This is a genomic window from Peptoniphilus indolicus, assembly GCF_900454665.1.
Classification (GTDB): Bacteria; Bacillota; Clostridia; order Tissierellales; family Peptoniphilaceae; genus Peptoniphilus; species Peptoniphilus indolicus.
Genome location: NZ_UGTH01000001.1, coordinates 2,136,908 through 2,162,799, shown reverse-complemented (window position 1 = coordinate 2,162,799; position 25,892 = coordinate 2,136,908). Strand labels below are relative to the sequence as shown.

21 protein-coding genes and 3 pseudogenes are annotated in these 25,892 nt (G+C 28.7%); 14 read left to right on the top strand and 10 right to left on the bottom strand.

The window, feature by feature from the left end:
- Positions 1–78: 78 nt before the first annotated feature.
- The 5 genes from DYE58_RS10510 to DYE58_RS10490 are packed head-to-tail and all read right to left on the bottom strand — an operon-like array spanning position 79 to position 5,051.
- A complete protein-coding gene (locus tag DYE58_RS10510) occupies positions 79–1,266 on the bottom strand; it encodes a hypothetical protein (RefSeq protein ID WP_115312297.1) in 1,188 nt (395 codons plus the stop codon).
- Positions 1,267–1,276: 10 nt separating this feature from the next.
- On the bottom strand, positions 1,277–2,533 hold the full coding sequence (locus tag DYE58_RS10505; protein WP_004822282.1) for a hypothetical protein: 1,257 nt from the start codon (positions 2,531–2,533) through the stop codon (positions 1,277–1,279).
- Entirely contained in the window at positions 2,530–3,843 is a 1,314-nt protein-coding gene (locus DYE58_RS10500; protein ID WP_004822279.1) for a hypothetical protein, read from the bottom strand. The genes DYE58_RS10505 and DYE58_RS10500 overlap by 4 nt, the downstream gene beginning before the upstream one ends.
- Complete coding sequence (locus DYE58_RS10495) at positions 3,843–4,682, bottom strand: ABC transporter ATP-binding protein (RefSeq protein WP_004822278.1); 840 nt, start codon at positions 4,680–4,682, stop codon at positions 3,843–3,845. Before DYE58_RS10495 ends, DYE58_RS10500 begins: the two co-directional genes overlap by 1 nt.
- Positions 4,683–4,694: 12 nt before the next feature.
- Entirely contained in the window at positions 4,695–5,051 is a 357-nt protein-coding gene (locus DYE58_RS10490) for a GntR family transcriptional regulator (protein ID WP_004822276.1), read from the bottom strand.
- 139 nt (positions 5,052–5,190) lie between these two features.
- On the opposite strand from DYE58_RS10490, the gene DYE58_RS10485 reads away from it, so the two are divergent.
- From DYE58_RS10485 to DYE58_RS10475, 3 genes are read left to right on the top strand one after another with little or no spacing between them, the layout of a single operon-like run.
- Positions 5,191–5,454, top strand: coding sequence for a DUF503 domain-containing protein (locus DYE58_RS10485; RefSeq protein ID WP_245946096.1), 264 nt, complete (start codon positions 5,191–5,193; stop codon positions 5,452–5,454).
- The gene (nth, locus tag DYE58_RS10480; RefSeq protein WP_004822272.1) at positions 5,454–6,104 is read left to right on the top strand and encodes an endonuclease III; all 651 of its coding nucleotides are present in this window, start codon (positions 5,454–5,456) and stop codon (positions 6,102–6,104) included. The genes DYE58_RS10485 and nth overlap by 1 nt, the downstream gene beginning before the upstream one ends.
- Positions 6,097–7,509, top strand: a complete 1,413-nt coding sequence (locus tag DYE58_RS10475) for a VanW family protein (protein ID WP_004822271.1) — start codon at positions 6,097–6,099, stop codon at positions 7,507–7,509. The genes nth and DYE58_RS10475 overlap by 8 nt, the downstream gene beginning before the upstream one ends.
- Here the strand turns inward: DYE58_RS10475 and DYE58_RS10470 are convergent.
- Positions 7,506–9,026, bottom strand: coding sequence for a bifunctional metallophosphatase/5'-nucleotidase (locus DYE58_RS10470; RefSeq protein ID WP_115312296.1), 1,521 nt, complete (start codon positions 9,024–9,026; stop codon positions 7,506–7,508). The two genes, DYE58_RS10475 and DYE58_RS10470, sit on opposite strands and share 4 nt — an antisense overlap.
- Before the next feature lie 96 nt (positions 9,027–9,122).
- Here DYE58_RS10470 and DYE58_RS10465 point away from each other — a divergent pair, with 96 nt between their 5' ends.
- The 10 genes and pseudogenes from DYE58_RS10465 (at position 9,123) to DYE58_RS10410 (ending at position 20,399) form a co-directional block, all read left to right on the top strand.
- The gene (locus tag DYE58_RS10465) at positions 9,123–11,201 is read left to right on the top strand and encodes a DNA topoisomerase (protein ID WP_004822267.1); all 2,079 of its coding nucleotides are present in this window, start codon (positions 9,123–9,125) and stop codon (positions 11,199–11,201) included.
- The gene (locus DYE58_RS10460) at positions 11,194–11,679 is read left to right on the top strand and encodes a hypothetical protein (RefSeq protein ID WP_004822264.1); all 486 of its coding nucleotides are present in this window, start codon (positions 11,194–11,196) and stop codon (positions 11,677–11,679) included. The genes DYE58_RS10465 and DYE58_RS10460 overlap by 8 nt, the downstream gene beginning before the upstream one ends.
- Positions 11,666–12,478, top strand: a complete 813-nt coding sequence (locus tag DYE58_RS10455) for a CvfB family protein (RefSeq protein ID WP_004822262.1) — start codon at positions 11,666–11,668, stop codon at positions 12,476–12,478. Before DYE58_RS10460 ends, DYE58_RS10455 begins: the two co-directional genes overlap by 14 nt.
- Complete coding sequence (gene rlmD, locus DYE58_RS10450) at positions 12,468–13,727, top strand: 23S rRNA (uracil(1939)-C(5))-methyltransferase RlmD (protein ID WP_004822260.1); 1,260 nt, start codon at positions 12,468–12,470, stop codon at positions 13,725–13,727. Before DYE58_RS10455 ends, rlmD begins: the two co-directional genes overlap by 11 nt.
- Positions 13,728–14,224: 497 nt before the next feature.
- A complete protein-coding gene (locus DYE58_RS10440) occupies positions 14,225–14,809 on the top strand; it encodes a type IV toxin-antitoxin system AbiEi family antitoxin domain-containing protein (protein WP_004822258.1) in 585 nt (194 codons plus the stop codon).
- Positions 14,809–15,651 (top strand): nucleotidyl transferase AbiEii/AbiGii toxin family protein, encoded by an 843-nt coding sequence (locus DYE58_RS10435; RefSeq protein ID WP_004822255.1) that lies wholly within the window; start codon positions 14,809–14,811, stop codon positions 15,649–15,651. The genes DYE58_RS10440 and DYE58_RS10435 overlap by 1 nt, the downstream gene beginning before the upstream one ends.
- A gap of 267 nt (positions 15,652–15,918) precedes the next feature.
- Complete coding sequence (locus DYE58_RS11435; protein ID WP_342769546.1) at positions 15,919–17,001, top strand: FRG domain-containing protein; 1,083 nt, start codon at positions 15,919–15,921, stop codon at positions 16,999–17,001.
- 85 nt (positions 17,002–17,086) lie between these two features.
- Positions 17,087–17,428, top strand: a pseudogene (locus tag DYE58_RS10420) (hypothetical protein); the annotation flags it as partial.
- A gap of 229 nt (positions 17,429–17,657) precedes the next feature.
- A complete protein-coding gene (locus tag DYE58_RS10415; protein ID WP_147285881.1) occupies positions 17,658–19,706 on the top strand; it encodes an FtsX-like permease family protein in 2,049 nt (682 codons plus the stop codon).
- Positions 19,707–20,399 (top strand): ABC transporter ATP-binding protein, encoded by a 693-nt coding sequence (locus tag DYE58_RS10410; protein WP_115312293.1) that lies wholly within the window; start codon positions 19,707–19,709, stop codon positions 20,397–20,399.
- A gap of 299 nt (positions 20,400–20,698) precedes the next feature.
- Here the strand turns inward: DYE58_RS10410 and DYE58_RS10405 are convergent.
- The 4 genes and pseudogenes from DYE58_RS10405 to DYE58_RS10390 form a co-directional block, all read right to left on the bottom strand.
- Positions 20,699–21,697, bottom strand: a pseudogene (locus tag DYE58_RS10405) (relaxase family protein); the annotation flags it as partial.
- A 96-nt stretch (positions 21,698–21,793) separates the two neighbouring features.
- Complete coding sequence (gene ltrA, locus DYE58_RS10400; protein ID WP_115312291.1) at positions 21,794–23,671, bottom strand: group II intron reverse transcriptase/maturase; 1,878 nt, start codon at positions 23,669–23,671, stop codon at positions 21,794–21,796.
- A 478-nt stretch (positions 23,672–24,149) separates the two neighbouring features.
- A pseudogene (locus DYE58_RS10395) lies at positions 24,150–24,506 on the bottom strand (relaxase/mobilization nuclease domain-containing protein); the annotation flags it as partial.
- 5 nt (positions 24,507–24,511) lie between these two features.
- Positions 24,512–24,862, bottom strand: coding sequence for a plasmid mobilization protein (locus DYE58_RS10390; protein WP_115312290.1), 351 nt, complete (start codon positions 24,860–24,862; stop codon positions 24,512–24,514).
- Positions 24,863–25,173: 311 nt separating this feature from the next.
- Here DYE58_RS10390 and DYE58_RS10385 point away from each other — a divergent pair, with 311 nt between their 5' ends.
- Positions 25,174–25,791, top strand: coding sequence for a TetR/AcrR family transcriptional regulator (locus DYE58_RS10385; protein WP_004823277.1), 618 nt, complete (start codon positions 25,174–25,176; stop codon positions 25,789–25,791).
- The last annotated feature ends 101 nt before the right edge of the window (positions 25,792–25,892 follow it).

Genomic DNA, 25,892 nt, shown 5'->3' with positions numbered 1-25,892 from the left:
CAAAATTCTATGAGTTTAATATCTTATGAGGTCTTGTGAAAGTTTTAAAAATTTTTATTTGTGATGAATTTTTAATTCCTAATTAGAATATAGATTCATATCGACCATTTCTTTTTTTAAAAGCTTATATTTAAAAAATATTATAATTGTCAATAAAAGCAAATTACCACCATTTATAATTAAAAGTCTATCTATATTTATGTTTATTAGCAACATAAGTAAAAAATAATATATAATTATTATTAACGGTACTAACCAAAAAGGACGTTTTAATCTAAAAACAGTATAAGACCTTTCATAAAACATCATAAAGTATAGTGTGCCGGTTAATGTTAGAATCATATATTTGATATCTATATTAAACAGATTAAAATAACTCAATACAAATCCAATAGCTAAGATTGATACGACAAAATACATTCTATTAACTAGTTTAGTAATGTAAATTTTTTGTTTTGTAATAGGCAGCCCTAACAATGCCATTGAGTTAATAGGATTATCAAGCATAATTACCATAGACACTATAAATGTAAATAGTCTAGGCTTAATAAAAATACACAGCACTGAACAAATAAGTATATATTTTAGTTCTGAAGTATAAGAGTTTAAATTAATAGCATCATTTATATTTTTAACCTTAGTTTCACTGTTTTTAAATATAGAAAATTTAAAATTATTTTTAAATTTTGATTTTTTATTTTTGACATTTAAATAATTAATATCTATAAAACATAACAAAATTATAAAAATTAAAATCAAACAAATTCCCATAACCAAATATTTCTCATTTAAAATAAAATTTGTGTTTTTTAAATAATAGAATATCACTATTCCAATTGACATAGAAAATATATTAAATTTCTTAAAAAGCTTGAATATTGAGTAGATTAATACTAATATAGCCAAAATTAAAATTAAATTAATTTCTATTGTCTCAGCAGTAATGTATCCACATATAGCGAATACAGCAGTGTAAATTAAAAATAAAGTTACTGTAAATAATGTATAAGCTATAGGATAGAGATTTATTTTCTCTAATGGAATAGTTGACAATATTTTTCTGTCATAGGGCAATCTTCTAAGTGATATAAACTGAAAAATTACACCAAGCAGGTAGATTGTGTTCAATTCACTAGATGAACTATTTCCATTATATACATTGATTGCATTAATAAGCATAAATACAAAGAATATAGAAAATATAACTCTAACGTTAAAAGTAGAAGCTTTTAAGTTCATTAAATACATATTTTTTAAATTTTTCATATCAAGCCTCCTAGTTGGATTTTAATTTTAATACGTCTGTCAAATCATCCCTTAATGTATTTATATTTTTAAGGTTAAATTTAACAATTGGATAAATACCAATAAGAAATGCTAAATTTAAAAATATTAATAAAAATACATTAGTATTCATAGTAGAGCTTTTTGCGAATAGAAGAATTGCTACGCTTATAACTGCGTAGGAAGTATTGATTACTCTATAGATAGAGTAAAATAATTCATTAGCTAAGATTATTCCAAATATCCATACGAAATTTAATAGGTAAGTTTCAGGGATTATTACACCGTTGAAAAATATATCAAAAAGCATAGATACTACTAATACAGAGAATATAATTTTTATTTTGGTTTTTAAATTTACCAAATAAATTTCTCTTGGAGTTACTGGAAGTCCAACTATAGATAGTATATTGTTGCCATTTTCATAAAATCCTATAATGGCAATACTAAAAAATAGAAGATTGTAGTTAGCTCCTGATGTCAAATAATCAAAACCTTTAAAAGGTATATAAATTACCATAAGCAGTAATGGTATAGGGTCTATTGATGTCCATTTTAATTTGCTAATTAAAGAACTTATGTTGTTATTATCAAAATTTAATTTAAAAATTTCCATTACATTATATTTTTTGCGTTTAGATTTCTTTTCTTTTATCCAACCCCAATTTAAAATGATATAAGCTACTAAGATACCAAACATAGTTAACGGAAACATTAATATAATGGAGCTATTTGTGTATCTTGTAATAAATATAAGTATTGGATTTATTATAAGATACATTAAGTATATACCAAATGAACTGTTGTCTATGAATGGAGATTTTTCAAACCTCATATTCATCAGCTTAAAAAATTCTATTATAATAGAAATATTTAGAAATCTTATGATTAGATACCATGAGATTTGTAATCCAAGATAAGCTTCATAAATCCAAAAAGGAACTATATATAAAAGATTAATGAATAAATATACAATTGTAGTTGCTATTGGATAAAGATAGATTTTTTCAATTGGCATGGTTGCTAATATAGTTTTTTTATAAGGCAGAGTTGTTATAAATAACATTTGACCTATCAAAGCTATATGCAACACAATTTTTAACAAATCTGATTCTTTATTCAGTTCAGGGTTAATTATATATCCAAAAATATTTAAAGCTAAATATCCTAAATACATTAAGAAAATTATTTTTGCATAATATAGAGAAGGATAAAAACAAATTTTTAATAATTTTTTTAAATCTTTCATTTTTTATCTCCTGTCTTTTCTTTTTTCAAATTTAAATCGGCACAATTTTTGTTTATAGTCTTAATTTTATATATAATTAAGCTTATCAAAATAAGCAAGACCACAAAATCTAATCTAAGAAAAATTTTAGTATTGGCATTTACAATAGGGATACGAGCAAATGTAGGAGCAAGTATTATAAAAATTCTAAAAAAGATTTCATAATTTGCTCTGACTGGTATATAAGTAAGTTCAAGTAGCATTAAAAATAGTAGCAGTATCATATATTGAACTAAATATGCACTTAAAAATATTTTGCCAATGAGCAAATATTCCACGTATATATACAGGATTGAAGTTAACACTATAATTAATATTCTCATTTTAAGAGTGGTTATGTATATTTGTCTTGGAGTTATAGGTAGTCCAATTAGCGACAACATACTACTCCCGTTTTCATAGATGAAGAGAAAGAGTAATATAGTATACATAAGATAAAAGTTATTTCCACTGGTTATAGAAGATTTATTAAATATAGTTATAGCAACAGCAATTCCCATAAATAGTAAATAAACAAATAGAATATTTGAATGTGAAGTCCATTTCAAATAGGCTATGAGTTTTGTCAATTTCATATTTTCAATCTTTAGGACATCGGCATTAAGTTTATTTAATTCTTTCTTGGATTTATAATTTTCTATTTTAGATATTTTTTTATAATTATCTTTCCAAGGATTAATTAGTGCACCAGCGTATATAAAACTCGCTACTGCCAATATAATTAAACCAATTTGTACATAAAATATAACATTATAAATATCACTACTAAAAGGATGTATTAATGACAATATAAAAAAGATTGAAACTACAATATAGATAGCTAAGGTATTTATAAATAAAAATTCAGATTTAAGTTTGCCAAATATTTGGTAAATGAATAAAAATAGCACAGAATTTATTAATAGTAACATAAAGTTATAGTTAACTGTAAGTCCTAATAATTTCTGAAAAGCTATGTATATTACTATATAAGGCATTACCGTTGTCAACAATCCTAGAAAGCTTGCAAGTGGATACAAGTTTAAATTATAAAAAGGAAGTGTTTTTAGCACTTTTAAATCATAATTTAAAATAGCAGGTAGAGATACTTGCCCAAGTATACACAGTATAAGAATAAATTCTACAGTGAAGAAATTAAATAGCTGTTCTGGATTTCCAACCCACTGAAAAAATTTAATAGCTAAAAAAAATGTATATATAGAAAAAAATACTTTAAAGACATATTCAGAATTTATAAGAATTATTTTATACATTTTTTTAAAGTCAGACATTATTTTCGTCCTCCGTAGTACATTATGTCTTGAATTGTTGCGTCGCTAAAAGGAACCCCTTCAGGTAAATTTTCTTTTGAAACAAGCCCAACAAAGAAAGATTCATCTTCTTCATAACCTAAGAATAAGTCTTTGTTAAATACCTTTGCTTCAGAAAGATAAGTTTTAATTATTTTATAGTTTTCTCTAATAGATTCAATATCTTGAGAGAAGACCAATCTTCCTTTATTTATAAAAGTTAGATAATCGGCAAAAGTTTCTAAATCTTCTGTCAAATGTGTTGAGTATAGAATTGAGCAATTTGTTCTGTCTCTGTACTCACGCAATATTTTTAAAGTTTCACGTCTTACGATAGGATCTAGTCCGGCAGTGGGCTCATCCATAATTATTAATTTGGCATTGTGGCTCAGAGCAAGTGCGATTTGAACTTTCATATTTTGTCCTTTAGATAAATCTTTAAAGCTCTTTTCTTTACTTATATTCAAACGTTTTACTAACTCATTAAAATATTCTTGGTCGAAATTTGAAAACACTACTTTATGAATTGCTTCCATTTTTGAAAGATTAAAATTCGTAGGGAGTATATTTTGGTCAAATACAAATCCAATTTTGTCTTTAATTTCTACATTATTTGCAGGAATGTTATCTAAGCCAAATATTTTTATTTCTCCTCCCGTAGGAAAAATTATATTCATAATTAAATTGATTATGGTAGTTTTACCAGAGCCATTTGGACCTATAAGACCCATTACATATCCTTCATCAAGAGAAAAACTTACATTTTTAAGCTCAAATTCGAAATCATAATAATCTTTTGATACATTTAAAAGTTCTAACATAGTACATACACCTCACAATAAATTTAATAATTCGATAATTTGGTTTTTAGAAATACCATGATTTTTTGCATCAATTAGCATTTCTGATAATTTTTCTTCTAATTCCATCATCTTATACTCTTTGATAGTTTCTAAATTTTGATAATTTACAAAAGTACCTTTGCCGGGAATCGTATATGAAAGTCCTAATTCTTCCATAGTGTCATAAGCTTTCTTAGCTGTTACCAGCGAAACATTCATAGTTTTTGAAAGGCTGCGCATAGATGGAAGAGGTTCATCACTTTTCAAACGTCCCGTTAAAATATCATGTTTAAATTTTTCAACTATCTGCATGTATATAGGTAATTTTTCGTTATTTAATTTGTCCATAAAATCACCTCTCAGTTATAACTGTTATTGTTATTGATTAAATTATAATAACAGTTATAACTGGTGTCAATCATTAATTTTATAATTATAAAATTTACGTTTGTGATATAATAAATTTATGGTTATAGTAGGGTGTAAGGTGAAACTTAGAATATTTTCGACAAACAGTTTAAAAGAGAAAAGAAGAATTTTAAAATCTCTAATTCAAAAAATGCAAAGCAAATTTAAAAATATTTCAATAGCCGAAGTTGGAGATAATGACCTTTGGCAAAGTGCTGTTATAGGGATTGCGGTAGTATCTAATGATTCAAAGCACGCTGATAAAATAATAAATAAGTGTGTGGATTATATAGATGTGTTTGGAGATGTAGAGATTGTGGAAATGGATATAGAGATGTATTGATGAGAAAGATTTTAACTAAAAAAGAAGCTGATGAAGTTTTAGATTTATTAGAAGAATTACATCCGGATGCGAGATGTGAATTGGAGCATAGAACTCCGTTTGAATTGTTAATAGCCACCATATTGTCGGCTCAGTGTACTGATGTTAGAGTTAATGCAGTTACTGAAGAACTTTTTAAAGTTGCCAACACTCCTGAGCAATTTGTGGAGATGGGGCTTGAAGAGATAAAGAGATGGATAAAACCATGTGGATTTTATAATAATAAAGCCAAAAATATTTTGAGTGCGTCTGAAGTTTTGATAAGCGAGTACAATTCGGAAGTTCCAAATATAATTGAAGAATTGATGCAATTGCCTGGTGTGGGTAGAAAAACTGCAAATGTCGTTGCATCTAATTGTTTTGGAGTGCCGGCAATTGCTGTAGATACTCATGTATTTAGATTGTCAAATAGGATTGGTTTTGTAAATGAAAAGGACGTTGAAAAGACGGAGTTAGCACTTCAAAAGAAGATAGATAAGAGTAGGTGGACTTTAGCGCATCATACTTTAATCTTTCATGGGAGAAGAGTTTGTAAAGCAAGAAAACCACTATGTGAGAATTGCAATATAATTGATTACTGTAGACATTATTTGGGAGGAAATAATGGGTAATAAAATTTCAGAAAAGATGAAGGACAAGAGAGTTGTAGCTGCTATGTGTGTGGGTGTTATATTTTTAATTTCACTTCTTTATTATGGAAATGTAAGTAAAAGCACTAACATATACGGAGGAGTTAGGGTAGGCGATATAGACCTTTCTAAGTTATCAAAACAAGAGGCTTATGAAAAATTATCAAAACAAAAGACGGAAGATTTAAAAAATAAAAATATGTCTTTCTTGTTAGAAGATAAAACTATAGAAATTCCTTATGAACAACTGGGATATAATGCAGATATAAAGACGGCAGTTGAAAGGGCTTATGACGTTGGTAGAACTGGGAATGTGTTTATAGATTATATAAATATAGTTACACCGTTTTATCAAAAAAATATAACATTAAATGAAGGATTTGAAGTTAGTAGTTTAGATAAGTCTTTGGCATATTTGACAGACAAAGTATTTAAAGAACCTGTAAATGCAGATGTTGTAACTACAAAAGAAAAAGAGTTTAAAGTTTTAAAATCTGAAACCGGAAGATATTTAGATGTGAACACAACAAGAGATAGTATATTGTCAAACATAAGTAAAAACGAAGTTATCCCTCTAAAAGTAAATATTTCATATCCAAAAGTTACAGAAGAAAAATTTGAGGGGATAGATGCAATTTTAAGTGAATTTACAACTGACTATTCTACTTCAGCAGCTGGAAGAAAAGCAAATGTGGCAATTGGAGCACAATTTTTTAATGGGCTGGTAGTAGAACCATCACAAAATATTTCTTTTAACGGAACTGTTGGTGAAATTTCTGTAAAAAATGGATTTCAAAAGGCAGGAGTTTTAGTAAATGGGGAACTTGAACAAGGAGTTGGCGGCGGAATTTGTCAAGTGTCTACAACTCTATACAATGCACTTTTATTATCAAACTTACAAATAGATGAAAGACACAACCACACAAGACCGATAGCTTATGTAGATATAGGAACTGACGCAGCCGTTGTTGAAGGATATAAGGATTTAAAATTTACTAATAATTTGCCGCACAGAATTTATTTAAAGTCAGAGGCTGATGGAAAGAAACTAACATTCCAAGTTTTTGGGAATAAAGCAGATAAGATATATGATGTTGAAATATTTACGAAATTATTGGGAGTTGAAAGCCCAAAGACTGTAAAAAAATTCACATATAAATTATATGAAAATGAAGAAGAAGTTGAATCTTCTGGAGCAAAAGGTTATTCTTATGCAACTTATAAAAAGTTAAAAAAAGGTGAAACAGAGACAACTGAAAAAATTTCAAACTCATATTACTTGCCTAAAGATAAGGTTATTTTAGTTGGCACTAAAGAAAAAGATAGTGCAAAAGAAATGGTTGCAAGTAAAGAAAAGAGTAAGAATAAAAAGACAGTGGAGAATTAAATTTCCATTGTCTTTTTTTTCTGAAGAACTTTAAATAATTTAGTTCCATTGTATACAAAAGTTTCGTTAGGTAAGCTTTTTAAATATTGCTCCACAAGTTCTCTGATAGTTCCAAATTTGCCATTGTTTTTAGTTTCTGTTGATGAAATTATTTTTTGAGCAAATGTATTTTTTAAAGGGCCTCTATCACAAGTTAGGTAGTTCATTCGATATTGGTTCATACCTATTGTCAAAAAGTCTGAATCTAAAATTGGTTGACCTGAAGCATATTTTAAATCGTAGACAACATCTTCTTTATCCAAATCAATAGTATATTGAATATTTCCAAAAATATCTAATGTTTTATATTTAAAACGAGCACGTCTTTTTGAAACTTCAACATGTCCATTAATTAAAGAAAAGTATCTGTAACTCCAATTTATATATTTTCTAAGTTGTTCACCAGTGATTTTATAAACAGTGACTTCTCCACCGGTATAAGAATATATTTTTGAAAGCTCGCTAAGTGTCAAAGGTCCGTTTTTTAAAACTGGATTTTTAAAATCGAATTGAAAAGCCATCACATCACATGGATAGTAAGAAGATATGGCATTTGTAAACAGATGAATAAGCGGTCCATCTTCTAAGTCGTAGTCATAATCTCCCTCAACATTTTCCAAATAACCTATAGTTCGACAAATATTGTCATATATGTTACGGTGGAACGGTAGAAGTTTTTCAAGTAAATCAATATCAGGATAAAAATTCTTTGATTGTATAAGCTTAGAGTTTTTATTTATTAAAGATTTATTTAAAAATTCAAGTTCAACAAGAGAGACGGATTTAGCATAAGCTCCCGGCTGAGTTATCAAAGTTTCTCCAATATATTTTTTTTCTATTTCTTCGTGTGTATGGCCTGCTATAATCACATCAAATGGAATTTTTAAATCTTTTAAAATGGACTCAACTCCGGTGTGAAGCGTTGAATTTTCATCTTTCATACCAACGTGAAAAAGCCCGACTATTACATCTGAAATAGGTTTTATTTTTGGCATTAGTTCGTTTAAAGTTTCCACAGGGTCTACTATTGGAGGATGGTTTAACAAATCATTTCCAAAAGAATTTACCATTAGCGTATCTATTCCTATAAAGGCAATCTTAATTCCGTTTACTTCTATAATTTTATAGCTATTCATAATCGGATGGTCTATGTTAGCTATTAGCGCAGAATTTTTAAAAGCAGCTACATTTTTAAGAAGATTTTTTTCGCCGAAATTAAATTCATGGTTGCCCATGTTCCATATATCATAGCCAATTTCATTTATAGACATGATTGCAGGATTATATTTATCTACAAAATTTTCTACAAAATTCCCTTGTATTAAATCTCCATTATCAACAATTATAGAATTTTCATCTGAAAGAGAATCTATAAGAGTTTTGACATGGCATATTGAAGAATTTGATTCGGACATAGTCCTGTAATCATAGGGATATAACTTCCCGTGTATATCAGTAGTTGCAAAAATTTTTATCATTTTTATTTTTCCTTTCACTTTAAATTTAACATAATATAAAAAATTTTTAAAGAAGATGTTTAATATGGTAAAATTAGTAGAGATTAGGAGGATGTCATGGGAAAAAGTTTAATTTTAGCTGAAAAACCTTCAGTGGCAAGAGATATTGCAAGAGTATTAAATGTGAAGGGGAATAGAAAGGGATATTTAGAATCTGACGAAAGAATTGTAACTTGGGCTCTTGGGCATCTTGTAACTTTAGCTACACCTGAGGAATACAACAAGACTTACGAAAAATGGAGAGCAGAAGACTTGCCAATAATTCCTGAACATATGAAATTAAAGGTAATACAATCTTCTAAAGCTCAATTTAATATTGTAAAAGAACTTATAAATAGAAAAGATGTTTCTGAAATAGTTATTGCAACTGATGCCGGAAGAGAGGGCGAATTAGTTGCAAGGCTGATTTTGAAGATGAGTGGAAATAGAAAACCTTTGAAGAGATTGTGGATTTCATCGGTTACGGATAAAGCTATCAAAGAAGGATTTAAAAATCTAAAATCAGGCGATGACTATTTAAATTTATATAGCTCAGCAGACGCTAGAAGCCAAGCTGATTGGATTGTTGGGATAAATGCCAGCCGAGCTTTAACAGTTAAGCACAATGCGAGCCTGTCATGTGGTAGGGTGCAAACTCCAACTTTAAATTTAATAAAGTTAAGAGAAGATGAAATAAATAATTTTAAACAAGAAGAATACTATAGTTTAAGTATAATGGCAGGTGGAGTTGAATTTAAACCTGTTAAAAACGTAAATTATAAAGATAAAAGTGAAATAGAAGATTTAAAAAATAAATTTGATAGAAGCATAGAAGTTATAGACACAGATACAAAAGTGAAAAAGAAATACCCGTCGCAACTATATGACTTAACAAATTTACAAAAAGATGCGAATGCAAAGTTTGGATACTCAGCTAAGGAAACACTTAATTTAATGCAAACTCTATACGAAAGACACAAAGTGTTGACTTATCCAAGAACCGATTCAAGATATTTAACTGAAGATATAGTGCCAACACTTGAAGACAGGTTGAGTGCAATAAATATAAAAAATTATAGAGAAGATATAAGAGAGATAAGAAAAAATGGAATAAAGGCATCTAACAGATTTGTGGATGATAAAAAAGTTTCTGACCACCACGCAATAATTCCGACAGAAGAGCCGTTGAGAATTGAAGAGCTCTCCGACAAAGAGTTTAAAATATTTGATTTAGTAGCAAAGAGATTTATAGAAAATCTACTCCCGCCGGAAGAATACTATGAAACTACAGTAACAGCTAAAGCAGGAGATATTGAACTTAGAGCAAAAGTTGATGAATATAAAATTAGTGATAAAAAAATTATCATAGACGAACTAAAAGTCAACACACATCACAACAGACAACCTGAATATTATAATGAAGGTACTCTTTTACTTGCAATGGAAAACCCAACTTCACACATCAAAGATTTATCGGGAAAAGAGACAAAAATTTTAAAATCTACCGGTGGAATAGGGACAGTTGCCACAAGGGGTGATATAATAGAGAAACTCTATAGTGCTGATTTAATAGAAAATGTGGACGGAAAAATAAAGATAACTTCAAAAGGTAGACAACTTTTAGAAATAGTGCCTGATAAACTTAAAAGTCCTAAGATGACAGCTGATTGGGAACAAAAACTTTTAAGTATAGAAAAGGGCGAGCTCAAGGCAGAAGAGTTTTTAAAAGAAATCAAAAATTATTCTAAAGAGAGCGTTGGAGAAATACTTACCTCAGACAAACAATATCGACATCAAAACTTAACCTCTACAAAATGTGATGTGTGTGGAAAATCCATGTTGAGAGTTAATAGAAAAGAAAAAGAGATGTTGGTTTGTCAGGACCCAAACTGCAGCGGCAGAAAAGTTATTTCAGTTATGACAAAATCTAGATGTCCAAATTGTCACAAGAGATTAAAATTATTAATGGGAAGTGGACAATATGTATGTGAAACTTGTGGGTATAGAACTTCAAAAGAAGCCATGGAAAAGAAATTTAAAGAAAAGGCAAATCAACCTAAAAAGGGTGAAGTTAAAAAGTTTTTAAATAAACAAGAAGACACGAGCATAAATAACACATTGGGAAATCTTTTAAAAGGATTGAAGTTAGATGAGTAGAAAAGATTCGATATATCAAAGGCTCATTGAGAATAAAATAGGAGACATTACAGAGTATAGAGCGAAGGAAGACAGAACAGGGACGGAAGAGTTGTTAAAAGCTGTAATGGATTACTATGAGAGAGATAAAGAATCAATAGCAGAGTTTACAGAGTATTTTAGATATCATATAGCAGAAAATATATGGGACGAATTCAGCGCAAGGCTATTTTCATTAGAAGAATTTAAAGAAGATAGATTAGTTGGATTGTCAATTTTACTTATGAGAGATACGAACAGCATTGAGTGTATAAAATTTGGGATGTTGCTAACTCAATTATATATACTCGACAATGTTCCGGCAGCATTTAAGATTGTTGCAGATTTAGCCGTATTAGATGAGTTTTATGATTTAGGAATAAAAATTTTAAAAAACGTTAGAATTTTTCCGGTGATAAGAGATAGTATAGACAGAAAGAGGGACTATGAGATTAGGTAGACATAATTTAACAGTGAAGAAATCAAGACCAAAAGTTATATTAACAGATGGTAGAGAAGAAATAGAATTAAAAGAAAAGAGAAATCTTGAAGTTGGAGAGGTGGTCAGTGCATTTATATATGACACTTCAAAAGACAGAAGAGTTGCAACATTAGAAAAACCATATATAGAAGTAGGTCAAGTTAAAGAACTAAAAGTTGTCGGCAAGGCAGGCGTTGGATACTTTGTAGATATAGGTTTGGATAAAGATATCTTTTTGCCATACCAAGAGAGGGCAGGCAGAATAGACGTTGGAGAAAGCTACTTAATGACGCTTTATATAGATAAATCTGATAGATATTGCGTGAGTATGGATATAAAAGAAAAACTTAAGAGAAATGACAAGTTTAAAGTAAATGATATTGTAAAGGGAACAATTTATCTTTTAGATTCAAGAGGAGCACACGTTGCAATAGATGGAAAATATGACGGACTTGTACTAAAAGAAGAAGTAAAAGGAATATATAAAGTTGGGGATGTAGTTGAAGCTAGAATCCAGAGAATTTTAAAAGACGACAGAATTACTTTAACTTTGAGAGAAAAAGCATATAAACAAATGCACTCAGATGCAGATATGCTACTTGAGATGATAGAAGACAACGGCGGAGTTTTAAACATTGGTGATAAGACTGACCCTGAGATAATAAAAGAAGTTACAGGGCTTTCAAAATCAGCATTTAAAAGAGCAGAAGGGAACCTTTATAGACAGAGAAAGGTGGATTTATATCCTAACAAGATAGAGTTGAAAAATGGAAATTAAGATTATAGATTTTGACCATAAAGGCAGAGGCTTTGGAAGATACGATGGTAAATCAGTTTTTTTAGACGGTGGCGTAATAGGAGACACCGTCTCTTTTGAAGTTGTGGAGTCTAAAAAGAAATTTGATGTAGCAAAAATTTTAGATATTGTAAAAGAATCTGAAGATAGAGTTGTTTCAAAATGTCCATACTCTAAAAAATGTGGTGGATGTGATTTTTTAGAATACAAATATTCAATGCAAAAAAAATGGAAGCGAGATAATGTTTCAGACACTATGAATAAAATAGGCGGAATAGATACAAAAGTAGAAAACACTATTGGTATGGAAAATCCTTTTTACTATAGAAATCATATTCAACTTAAAGTAGTAGATGGAAAACTCGGTTACTTTTCAAAGAATAGCAAGACTTTGGTCGAAGTAAAAAGATGTATAATAGCCGAAAAAGAAATAAATAGAGCAATTGAAGTCTTGAAAAATTGGAAAGGACTTAGAAGCGTAGATGAAATAGTCATAAGACAGAATAAAAAAGCTGAGCTAATGATTGTTTTGATAACCAAAAATGAAGTGAAAAAAGTAAATGGTCTTTTGAGTGAGCTTTTAGATTTGAATTTAAGAAGTCTGTTCGTAAATTATAGAAAAAATGAAAGATTTAGATTTGGTAGAGAGTTTAAGAAAATTTATGGCGAAGATTATATAGAAGACGAACTTTTTGGTCTTAAGTTTAGACTATCGCCAGAATCATTTTTCCAAGTGAACAGGATACAGACTGAAAAACTTTACAATACGGCAATAGAATATATGGGGATAAAACCAGATGATGTGATTATGGATTTATACAGTGGGATAGGTTCTATAAGTTTATTGATGACAGACGCCAAAGAAGTTGTTGGAGTTGAAGTTGTTGAAGCGGCAGTTGAAAATGCAAGACAAAATTCAGAATTAAACAATAAACACAACACTAGATTTATTGCCGGAAGAGTTGAAGACATTATAGACTCCTTAATAAAAGAAGGAACAAAATTTAATAAAATAATGTTAGACCCTCCACGAGCAGGAGTGGACGAAACAGTTATAGAAAAAATAAATGAAGTCATGCCAGAGAGAATAGTATATATATCTTGCAACCCATCAACACAAGCAAGAGATTTAAAACTTTTTAAAGGATATAAAATTGAAAAAATCCAGCCAGTTGATATGTTCTGCAACAGCGTTCATGTGGAGACTATAGCGTTGATACAAAAGATATAAATTTAGAAATCCTGCATTTTAAGCAGTTTTATAAGCATTTTGTCTTCGATAAAGATGAAGAAGGATATGTAAAAAAGACTCAAAAAAACTACATGGATGTAAGAGTAGTTTTACAACTGGTATGAGGAAACACAAAAAATATAATTAACTCATTTTGTACTTTCTATAAGAGTAGCTTAAAAGGCTGCTCTTTTTTTCTAAGAAGTGAGTGTATATAAATTTTAAATATAACTAATAATACAAAATCTGATCTCTAAAATCAGAAGTCCAGACTTCCGAAAATCGGAATTCAAGAACTCCGAATAACAGATTTCTAGAAATCCGAAAATCGGAGAGTAACTATAATAATATTAGTAATATTGAGTTAAGAAAGAATAATTTTAGAAAGGGAGTAAGGATTCGTTACATCCTTTTTCAAAAATAGAAAACTTACAAGCCAACTTTACATATTCGCTTTTATAACATATAATAAAAGCGTAAACGAGAGGAGGCGGACTATGAATACACTTAAAGAATATATCCAAGAAAATTTAGTAATCACCAACAAAGAAGCAGAAGAACTTGGATATACTAGGCATAATTTATCAGAATTAACAAAAAGCGGACAATTAGAAAGATTAAGACCAGGACTATATCAATTAAAAGGAAAAGTAATAGATGATTTTATTCTAATATCATCTAATAGTAATCGAATTATATTTTCCCATCAAACAGCCCTCTACCTCCACGACCTATCCGATAGGACTCCAAATGTATTTCATATATCTGTACCCCAAGGATACAATGCAAGCCATATAAAAAAGCGATATGAAGATCTACAAGTTCACTATGTAAAAAAAGACCTATACAAAATAGGAAAGACAGAAATAAAATCACCACAAGGCAATCTTATCCCAGTTTACGATATTGAAAGAACAATATGCGATATCATAATCGACAGAGAAAGAATAGATAAGCAAATTTTCACAGAAGCAATAAAAAGATACTTTAAATCACAAAATAAAAACCTAAGACGATTAATAAAATACGGTAGATTATTTAAAATAGAAGATGAAATTAGAAAATACATGGAGGTATTATAGTGATTAATATCGAGAGTATAAAGGGCAAGATAAGAAGTCTAGCAGAGAAGAAAAATCTAAAGTCGCAAGAAGTTCTGCAAATATATTTTTTTGAAAGATTTTTAGAAAGGCTATCTAAATCAAAGTACAAAAATAATTTTGTAATAAAGGGAGGATTCCTTATATCATCTTTAATCGGGATTGAAAATAGAACAACTATGGACATGGACACAACCATAAAAGGCATAGCTCTAAAAGAAGAGAAAATAAAAGAAATCGTAGAAGAAATTACAAATATAGATGTCGATGATGGAATAAAATTTGAAATAAAAAACATCTCCTATATTAGAGAAGAGGATGAGTACGAGAACTTTAGAATTTCATTAATAGCAAATGTTGGAAAAACCAAAAACCCTATGAAACTAGACCTAACAACAGGAGATGCAATAACACCAAGAGAAATAGAATACACCTATCCATGTATTTTTAGCAAAGAATCTATAAAAATAATGGCATATCCGGTAGAAACAATTGTAGCTGAAAAATACGAAACCATAATCAGAAGAAATATAACAACAACACGAATGAGAGACTTTTACGATCTATACACCCTCTACAAACTAAAAAAAGATGAGATAAATTATAAAATTTTAAAAGAAGCAATAGAAAGAACTTCCGACAAAAGAGGAAGTCATGAGATAATGCAAGACTATGAGGAAATAATCGAGGACATAAAAGAAGATTCATACCTAAGATCCTTGTGGGAAGTATATCTCAGTGAAAATAAGTACATTGGAGATCTGAAGTTTGATAAGGTTCTTGGTGTAGTGAGAATTATTTCAAATAGAATTAATGAGATGTAATTTAACGGACGCTGTCTGGCAAATTGTAGACAAGAAAATATTAAGTATTAGAGAAGTGAAATTATTTTATTTCTTTTTTACTTTTTGATTATAGTATTTAAAAGTAAAAAATTGTATGTTAATTGTTCAGCCTATGTAGATAAAAAATTTTTAACAATAAGGAGGTAGTATGGAAGTATTAAGAGCTCGCAGTTTATATGATTATATTAAAATTCTTAAAGAAAAAAATTTATTGGATGCATATTTTAGGGGGAATCGAGGAAGTATATAAATATTGCGGCATCATGTTATAGAGATAATTTTAACGATTCAGATAGATTTATAATTGATGAGATGATAGATGAATATTTCTATGAAGTTAGTGCGCAATTAAGTGATATTGAAAAGTCAAATTTCATATCTTATTCGCAACACCATGGGTTGCTTACAAATTTAATAGATATTACAAGGTCAGCTTTAGTTGCGTTATACTTTTCGTGTTGTGATAACTTTGAAAACACAGGATATATTCATATATTTAAGAAAAATAATTTTATAAAATTTAGTGATGAAATTTCAGGAAGAAAAATACAATACTTTTATAATGATTTAATCGAACAAAATGAATCAAAAGTTATGTTTTATAATAAATTATTAGAATTTTATAAGAATAATAGAAAAGGATTCATAATTTCATTATCTAATAATTTAAATATGATCAAAGTTTTATTAAAAAAAAGTAAACACAATGTATATACGTCTGAAATAATAAAATCTGTAGATTGGTATGATAAGGGGATTAAAGAAGGATACATTATGGATAGACCAAATGAATTAAATCAAAGGCTACTTCAAGTATTTCTTAATGATAAAAATGAAGAGCTGAATATGTGGAGGGATATTTTTATTCAATTATCAAAATTAACAAATTATTCATTTGAACTAAAAGTACAGAAATTAGAAGATTATGTAATGATATATCTAACAACTTTTATATATTTGTTAATTCAAAAGTATAGTAATAATATTTATGAAGTACCTGATTTTCCAATGATATTATATTACCCTAATATTAATTTTGATAGAATGACATTACAATCTGGTAGATTTATTTATCAAAATATTTTATATTCACCACTTAATATTTTGAATAGACAAGAAAAGAGAGACTATATACAGAAAATAATTCCTGATATTTCTATAGAAATTGAAAATAAAAAAGAAATTGTAAAAGATTTAGATTTATTAGGTATAAATAGAAAAAAATTATTTAACGATCCTGATAACATAGCAAAATATGTGTATAAAAAGAGTGAAGTAAGAAAATCAAAATATGAATTACTAGAAGATTTTTATATAGAAGAGGTATAAGAAATTATCCTTTTATATACATTTTAAATTAAACAAAGAAGATATTTAAAATTGAATCAACGTTGAAGTAAAATAGTATACTATAGAAAAGTTTAAAGTTAGTAATTTTTCAATCGTTTTAAAGGATGACGATGGGAATAAAATTTATACCAATTGTTCAGCCTATGGAGATTAGACAAAAGATTTAGAAAATCTTAAACAAGGGGATTTTATTAAAATCTTCGGACAAGTAAAAACAAGTATCGATAACAACGGGAAGGAATATAAGAATGTCCGTATTTTGTCTTCTAAGCTCTTAAAAGCAAAAGAACAAGTAAAGAGTCAAGATAAAGATAAAAAGTCCATATTAGGGCAAATAAAAAGCTTTAAGACAGATGATAAAGCTAAGGCAAATAAGAAAGACCATAGCAAAGGTACAGAGAGATAAATATCGGCAGTCTTCGGACTGCCTTTATTTTTTTGCTATATTTTCATAGACTGTATAATTACATTATATCATTATCATAGATGTTAATACACAAAAGTTAGCTGAAATTAAATCTTAATATGTCTATAATATTATGGACTTGACTTTTAAAGGCGATAAAGTGATAATTTATTTAAGTATAAAAACAATGAGAATTTCTCAATTTTTACTTGCGGATTAACTTGTAAAGATGGATGTAGATACAATTGTATTGGACATTGCTCAGAAGAATGTTCATGGTCCTGTAAATCTGATTGTATGTATACATGTAGCAGTTCATGTAGTGGAAAATCTAAGTATTAATTTAATAGAGGTTTATATGTATTTAACAAAATTATTTTTACGAACAAACATAAAGAAAAAAGATTGTATATCAGTCCTATTTATAGGAGCTTTAACAGTAATGATCTTTAATATTTTACCGATGGTTTTGCAATCAATATTTTACTCTTTCAATAAATATGGTGCATTTCTGATGGAATATTATACTTATAAGACAATAATAAAGTTTATAAAAATTATATTTATAGGATATTTTTTATATACATATTTTAATTTTGTGAAGAGTAGAGGAGATTTATTTTATCTTTATAAACTTTTTGGAGCAGATAGATCAGAAATAATAGCCTTAAATTTAACATTTGGAATCATTGTTTATATTTTAAGTGTTCTGTTAGGTACATTATTTCTTTATTTTTCTACTAAAATACTTTATATAGCAATAAATTCAATGTTTGATATAAATTCCTTTCCAATCAAGATAGATTTTTCAATATATATAAGCACTATTATAATATTGGGAGTTATTATTTTACTTTTATCTATATATAATAGCGCTTATATACTTTTAAATGAAGGAGATAGACTTTATGTAGAGAGTAAAGTAGATAAGAAAGATTATAATAAAAATTATAAAAAAGATAAAATATTTGCTATTTTACTGATAATAATCAGCTTTATTTTTGCAACCTTATATTCTCTAAGAGTGATTCCTTTTAGTATAGGAATTGTGTTTTATTTATTTTCTTTCATTTTAGGCTATACAATTTTAATGAATACAGCCATATTTAGTTATCCGGTGAAACTTCGTAAAAATAATAAAGTTATAGAAAGTATCGCCTTAGATAGTAGTTTTAATAGACATAGAAAATTAAATAAGATTGTAGTAAATTCAAATACCATAAGTGCCTTTATACTGATGTATGTATTTAGCATATTTTTACTTTCCTACTGGGGCAGTGTTTTAGATAAAGATATAGAAAAACCATATATTTATGACGCTTTAGTTGTTGGTGATAAGATAGAAGATTTAAAAGATTTGAATATAGACGCAAATAAAGTAGAAAAATCAGTAATATTTCCATCTTACACAGTACAACTAGGTATTACTGAATATAATGTAACCTCTGAATCTTTTTATAATAAGATACTTGATGAAAAATTACATTTAAATAATGGACATGGGAAATTGATTGAAACAACATTAAATAATGACAATTGGATTGTTTATGAGGGAGAAAAACAGAATTTTCATATAAGTAGTGGCGAAAAAAATAAAGACATATTAATAAATTCCTTAGATGGTAGATATGTGTTTAGAGGATTAGTTGAATGGAACGATTGGGTAATATTGTCAGATGAAGACTTCAAAGAATTGACTCCAGAAAATGTAGATGACATTCATTATTCAGAATTGATTAGATATAATGCCAATTATGGGAGAACATTAAACAATGAAATAAATGACATAGCCAAGAAAAATGATAAAATATCTGTATATTATAAAGATGTAATAGTAAATTTATTGAAAAGTTCTCAAAAGTTAATGGTTATCACAGTTGCTTTAATAGTAATTGCAATAAAAGGATTTATTTTATATTTATATAAGATAAAAATTAGAAACGATTTTAATTTTATTTTAGAAAAATATCAATTATTAGATTTACTTGGAATGGGTGGTAGTCGATATAGGTTGTTACGCAAAGAAATATTTTTAATATATTTCAAACCGGCAATAATTACTTATTTAGTAGTTCCATTGATTGCTATTTTTCCTTTTTACATTGATATTGAAACGGAAAAATCACTTGCAAGTTTCTTAGAACTTACAAAGTTTGGAGTTTGTGGTTTTGGAATTATATTAATGTTGTTTATATCATTTGAAATAATTGTCTATTTGAAAATTTCAAAAAATCTTACAAAAAAATTGAAGTTAAAGCGTATTGAGGTGAATGATTAAATGAATGAAATTATTAAAGTTGAAAATTTATGTAAATCATATGGTCAAGGAGAAAAGGGAATTTATTGTCAAAAGGTATTAGATAATTTAAACCTAGACATATATGACAAAGACTTTATAGCTATTATGGGACCATCAGGTAGCGGGAAAAGCACTCTTCTAAAGATAATTGGGCTAATTGATAATAATATAGATTCAGGAGAAGTATTATTTTTCGGAAAAAGTATCAGAAAAATAACTTTTTCTGAAGTTGCAAAACTTAGAAAAAATAAAATAGGATATGTTTTTCAGGATTTTAAAATATTACCGTCAATTACCATATTGGATAATATCATACTACCAAGCCTTATAGCTAAGAAATCTCCAGAGGAATCTAAAAAGAAAGCTTTAAAATATTTAGAAGAATTTGGGTTATATAATATTTATAATAAATACTCTTATGAAATTTCCGGTGGAGAACTACAAAGAGTAGCTATAATTAGATCATTAATGAATGATCCAGACATCATTTTTGCTGATGAGCCTACTGGTAATTTAGATAGTGCAAATACAGAACAGATAATTAGAATGCTAAAATATTTAAATGATAATTTTGGAAAAACAATAGTTATAGTTACACATAATATTGAATTTACTAAATATGTAAAAAATGTTTATATTTTAAAAGAAGGCAAATTATCTCTCAGCCATTAATATATATTTTACTTAAAGCACCATTTTTTATAGTTTATTTAATATAGAGATCTTTATTTCATAAATAAAAGAAATGCCATAGAAAATATTGTAGATAATGATAGATTATATTTTGATTATCAAAAAGCAAAAAATAATCAGGAAAGTTTAGTAGTTATTGTTCAAGGTTTATTGTTAGAATCAGTAAGTTCTAACTAAGCAGAATATAATACCGAAAGTAACAGCACTCGTGCAATAGGATTACTAATATAGGGGAATTATTGTGGACCAAAGCTATAAGTTTATCTGCTTATAGCTTTTTACCTCTCTACTTCCTTTCCATAATAATTTTCATAGTTTTTCCTATACTGAACAAGGTCAGAAAATTGTTCTTTATTCAAAGAATACTCTTGAATAAGGGTGTTCTTTTTTTCTTGCAATTTATCGAGGCTTGATAGTATTTCTTTTGTATTGGGTAGCTTTTTATAATTTTCTAAAATTTCTTTAGCTGCTATTTTATAGACAGAAAGTTCACTATAATACTCCTCTGCAAATTGTTTATCATCAGGATTTTTCTTGTGGTATTTATAGATTTCACGATATTTATTTATAGTATTTATATTTTCCATATCTTGGGATAAACTTTTCATCTCAGTTTCAATTTTCTTTATTTTATCTAACAAGTCTTGTCTATCATCAGCAGATTTTTTGATTAGATCATCGAGTTGGGTAATTGAATTAATGCCTTGCTCTCTTAACTTTATTATTGAATCAGCCATTGTTTTGATATTGTGTTTTCTTGCCCAAACTTCATAACCTTTAGAGGACTTAGCCTTTGTATTAGTAGATATATCAATGACATTTCCTACTCTTTTTTTAATAGGATTAGCTTTGTTCATAATAGCTAAATCTATTCTTTCTTTAATTTTATCTTCAGTATAATCTTCTCCTATAGTCTTCGATCTTGTAAATCTTTGCTTATCTTTATGACGAAAAGCAATATGTTTACCAAACTTAATTTCATAATCAAGATTCTTCATATTTTCTAAAAACTCTTCCCACGATTTAGACTTATTAATCATTCTGTCTATATCAAATTGCAGTTTAGACTTCCAAGAATTTCCTTTCTTTTTTTGGTCATATTCGTACCAAGATTTACCAGCAGTTTTATATTTTCTTTTGTAAGCTTCATAATATTCATCAATGACTGAAAGCTTATTTTCTTTACATAATTCGTCACTTTGAAACCTGATTTTATGATAAGATTTTTTATTAGATTGGTAGCATTTGCCAGTCTTGTAATTAACATTATTAAGTAGGCTAAGTATCCAACGCCTTGCATTATTTCTAATGTAGGTTTTTAGATACTCGCCCCCAAACCGTACGTACACCTCTCGATGTATACGGCTTTCCATTTATTCTTCATTTGAGTTGTTAATTTTTTCAAAACATTCATTACAAACTACTAGCGTTTTTCTATTAATGCTTTTCATAAAAACATGCCAAGCATATTCATCAGTTAAGTCTTTAAGCTTTTTTACTTGATACACTTTTAGATTATTAGTTTCTTTCCCACACCATTCACACTTATTATTTTTTAATCTTAAACCTAGCGTTGGTTTCTTAAGATAGAACTTTTGCTTATGAATCACATCAGCATTATCATCTTGGGGAAATTCTTTTCTAGCCAAGCTGTCTTTCCAAAGTAAACGAGTTTTGTTGTTACCATTTTTATCTGTATAACTTATACCAAAATCTTTATCATTGCGGTATCTAGTTATAATATCCGTTACCTTTGTCCTATATTTGCAAGCCAATGTTTTATACAGACTGTATTCCATAATATATCTAAATTTATGGAGCTTTGAAGAATTATTTGCGAGTCTGTAGTAGTTACAGAATCCTCTAATTTCTCCGTTATATTGGTCTAATATACTTAAGTCTGTTCTTGATGTTAGCTCTGTTCTTTCTTTAGGAAACCATACTTCTTTTCCATTTAGATTTTTAATTCTTAATGCTCCAAGCTCTGTTAGTTTATTTTGTATTGTTGAAGTTGATAATTCAAGTCTTACATGACCACCAAAATTTCTTGCTTTTATACCTGTTTTTGTCCTTTTTGTATGATTACTTCCAGGAGTTACTCTGATATCAAAACCTAGGAACTTGGCTCTATCTGTTGATTTTGTTACTAGCGTTTTTTCATCAGATAGTTCGAGGTTTAATTCTGATTTGATAAATTGACCAATTTCTTGTTTTACCTTTTCAGCATCTGCCTTAGAACCGATAATGCCAATAATGAAATCATCAGCATATCTAACATATTGTATTCTCTTGAAGTTTTCATCCATAGGATTTAAGCAAGGTATATTGAAATATCTTTTGTTTATTTCTTCAATTTCTGATTTAATATCATCTATTTCAATTTTATTGGTTTTCTTGCTTAACTTATTTTCAAGTCTTTTTCTTCTATCATAGAGAGCTTTATATTCCCTGTTTTGCTTTCTTTTATTGCCTTTATCAAAGCTTTCCTTGTAACTTTTCATATACTTGTCAAATTTATCCAAGTAAATATTTGAAAGTATGGGACTTATTATTGACCCTTGTGGCATTCCACTGTAAGTGTTGTGATATTGGTTTTGTTCCATGTATCCGGCTTTAAGAAACTTTCTTATTAATCTTAGGAATCTTTCATCTTCAATACGCTTGGATAGAATGTCTATCATAATGTTATGGTCTATATTGTCAAAGAAACCTTTAATGTCTCCTTCAACGAACCATTTACATCTTACAAATCTATTTTGAATTTGTCTTAAAGCGGTATGACAACTTCTATTATCTCTAAAGCCATGAGATGTGTCCTCAAAGCTTTCATCATAGATAGAATTTAATAACATTCTACATACTTCCTGTACTAATTTATCGTCAATGCTTGGTATGCCTAATGGTCTTAATTTTCCGTTTTTCTTTGGAATATATACTCTTTTTGTTGGTGTGGGTGAGTAACTTTCATCTTTTAGTGAATCAATGATTTTGTTAATTCTTTCTAAGTTCATTGCACTTATTGTTTGATTATCTACACCTTTAGTCATATTTCCTGTGTTAGCATAAATATTTTGGTATGCTTGCAAGAACAGGTCTGTATTGTAAAGGTTATGATACAATCTTTTGTAAGTGTAGTTTTCTTCTTTTGAATGTTTTCTCAAACTAATCAATACATTGTTGGGATTTCTCATAGTGCCTCTCGCACCTTCCTTTCCTCTGAATTGAATGAATAAACTGCCTTCCTTTACCATGTAAGAGTCGTTATCTCTCTCGGATTACTACGAAGGCTCCGTTACCATATCAGATATTCAGGTTCTTAAAAACCATAGCATTTTGTTGCTTTCTGACTTAGGTAATCTCCATTTAGTATCGAAGTAAAAAGCAATGTTGATTGTCGGATATGCTTTTCGTCCTTTCATGCTTATACAAGCGGATTGAGTTTAAAGTTTTGCCTAATGCATTCATTTTCACTACATAGGTACACTCAACATAACGTATATAGATATCTTTCGTTATGACCACCACAAATGTTCCTCGGACTGGCATTCAATCAGTTTAGATTTTATCCTCATATCAGCTTTAGGTCTCGCCATTCAGTCGTGGAATGATATCTATCCAACTTATGACTTTAATAACGTGCTATTGTCCTCTTTGGATTTCTCCTCTAAGTGAGTTATTGACCTTAGATATTAAAACTACTATTCTACCATTTTGCTAAAATGGATTTACTTCGTACCTTATGGACGCACAAATGATGTGATTGTGAATATGCCCCTTATCTATGTGAGTAGATAAGACAAATTCGTACTCGTCTTTGAGTATCTTTTTACATAGCTCCATACCAATATGGTGAGCCATTTCAGGACTTGTTTCTCCCGGTAAAAAGGATTGAATGAGATGTCTTGCAAGAACGGTTCCTTTTGTTCCTGCGTCATTTCGTGTCCTTAAAAACTGAGTGTGAGCAGTTGCTTCGTGGCATTTATGAGTGCTTACTAAAAGCCGCTCGTCTGTCTTATCTCCATTTACAATGTACTCGATTGCAAGATTAAGAGTCGATTTTATTGGATGTATTTTTGTAATAGCCATAAAAACTAATCACCTCCGGAAGTCCTGTTAAGCAGCAGTGAATGAATTTGCCATAGCTCTTTTGAGAAATGTTTAATTTGTTTTTTCATATCATTTATATCATCCTTATAGATTACACCTGTCGAATTTACTCGCTTTGCAATCTGATTGATGTTGTTTGTTGCATTTGAAAGCAAGCCTTGTAAATCTCGGAAAGGCTCTAAATCCACTTGATAAATTTCCTTTTCTAAAACGCATTTACGGATAAAATGGCTCATGTTTCTACACTTTGCAAGTTTTCTTTTCTCCTCAAAAAGAGCCTTTTCTTCTTCTGTTAGTTTAATTTCAAGTCTTTCATTTCGTATTCTATTTGCCATAGGTAGTTCCTCCTTTGAATGTATTTCGGGGTCTTAGGGTTCTCCCTAACAAGCTAAAAATTGATAAAAAAAGAAGCAGTTCCCAGAGGGCTGCTTCATCAATTTTTTCGTAAGTGTCCGTACACTTACTGTGCTTGCTACAAAAGTCAAGCAAGCATTAAGCATTTCTCTAAAATTGCTACAAAAGTCAAGCAAGCATTAAGCATTTCTCTAAAATTGTAAATATATTATACCATAAAATTCAAGAGAAAGGAGAAAAAATAATTGACAAATTGTCAGTTGTGTAATACCCTTTAAATAGGAGGTATAAAATGAGAGATGTAAAAGAACCTGAAATACGACGTGCAGAGATTATGGATGCTGCAATGATACTCTTTATGGAGAAAGGATATACTAATACAACAACTCAGGATATAGTTGATAAAGTAAATATATCAAGAGGGTTGTTATATTATCACTTTAAGAATAAAGAGGATATCTTATATTGTCTTGTAGAACAATATTCAGATAGACTACTGAAAGATATTTATATTATTGCTTATGATGAAGATAAAACTGCCATAGAAAAAATCAGATCATTTATAGATGTTACAATTATATCTTCAGAAAATATTTCAGCAGAGGGTACAGTGCTACAAAAAACAATTGACCTTAAAGAAAATCAATATATGATAGATAAGTTATCCCATAAGCTTGTTGAAAAACTGACAATATATTTTGAAAAGATTATAAATCAAGGAATAATGGAAAGAGTTTTTTCTGTAAAATATCCATTAGAAGCAGCAGAGTTGCTTATGACAGCTTATGTTTTTGTTTCAAATAACATAAGTATAAGATATTTAAAGGAAGAACCTGTTGATAACTACTTAAATGCATTTAAGATAATGCTTGAACAAAGCTTAAATACGAAAAAGCTCTTTAGTAATTAAAAAAAGAATAGAATGTTTGCAAGGAGAATAATTTGCCGATAGCTACTGATACACAAGTTATCGGTTTTATTTCAAAGAATAACTGACAAAATGTCAATGGA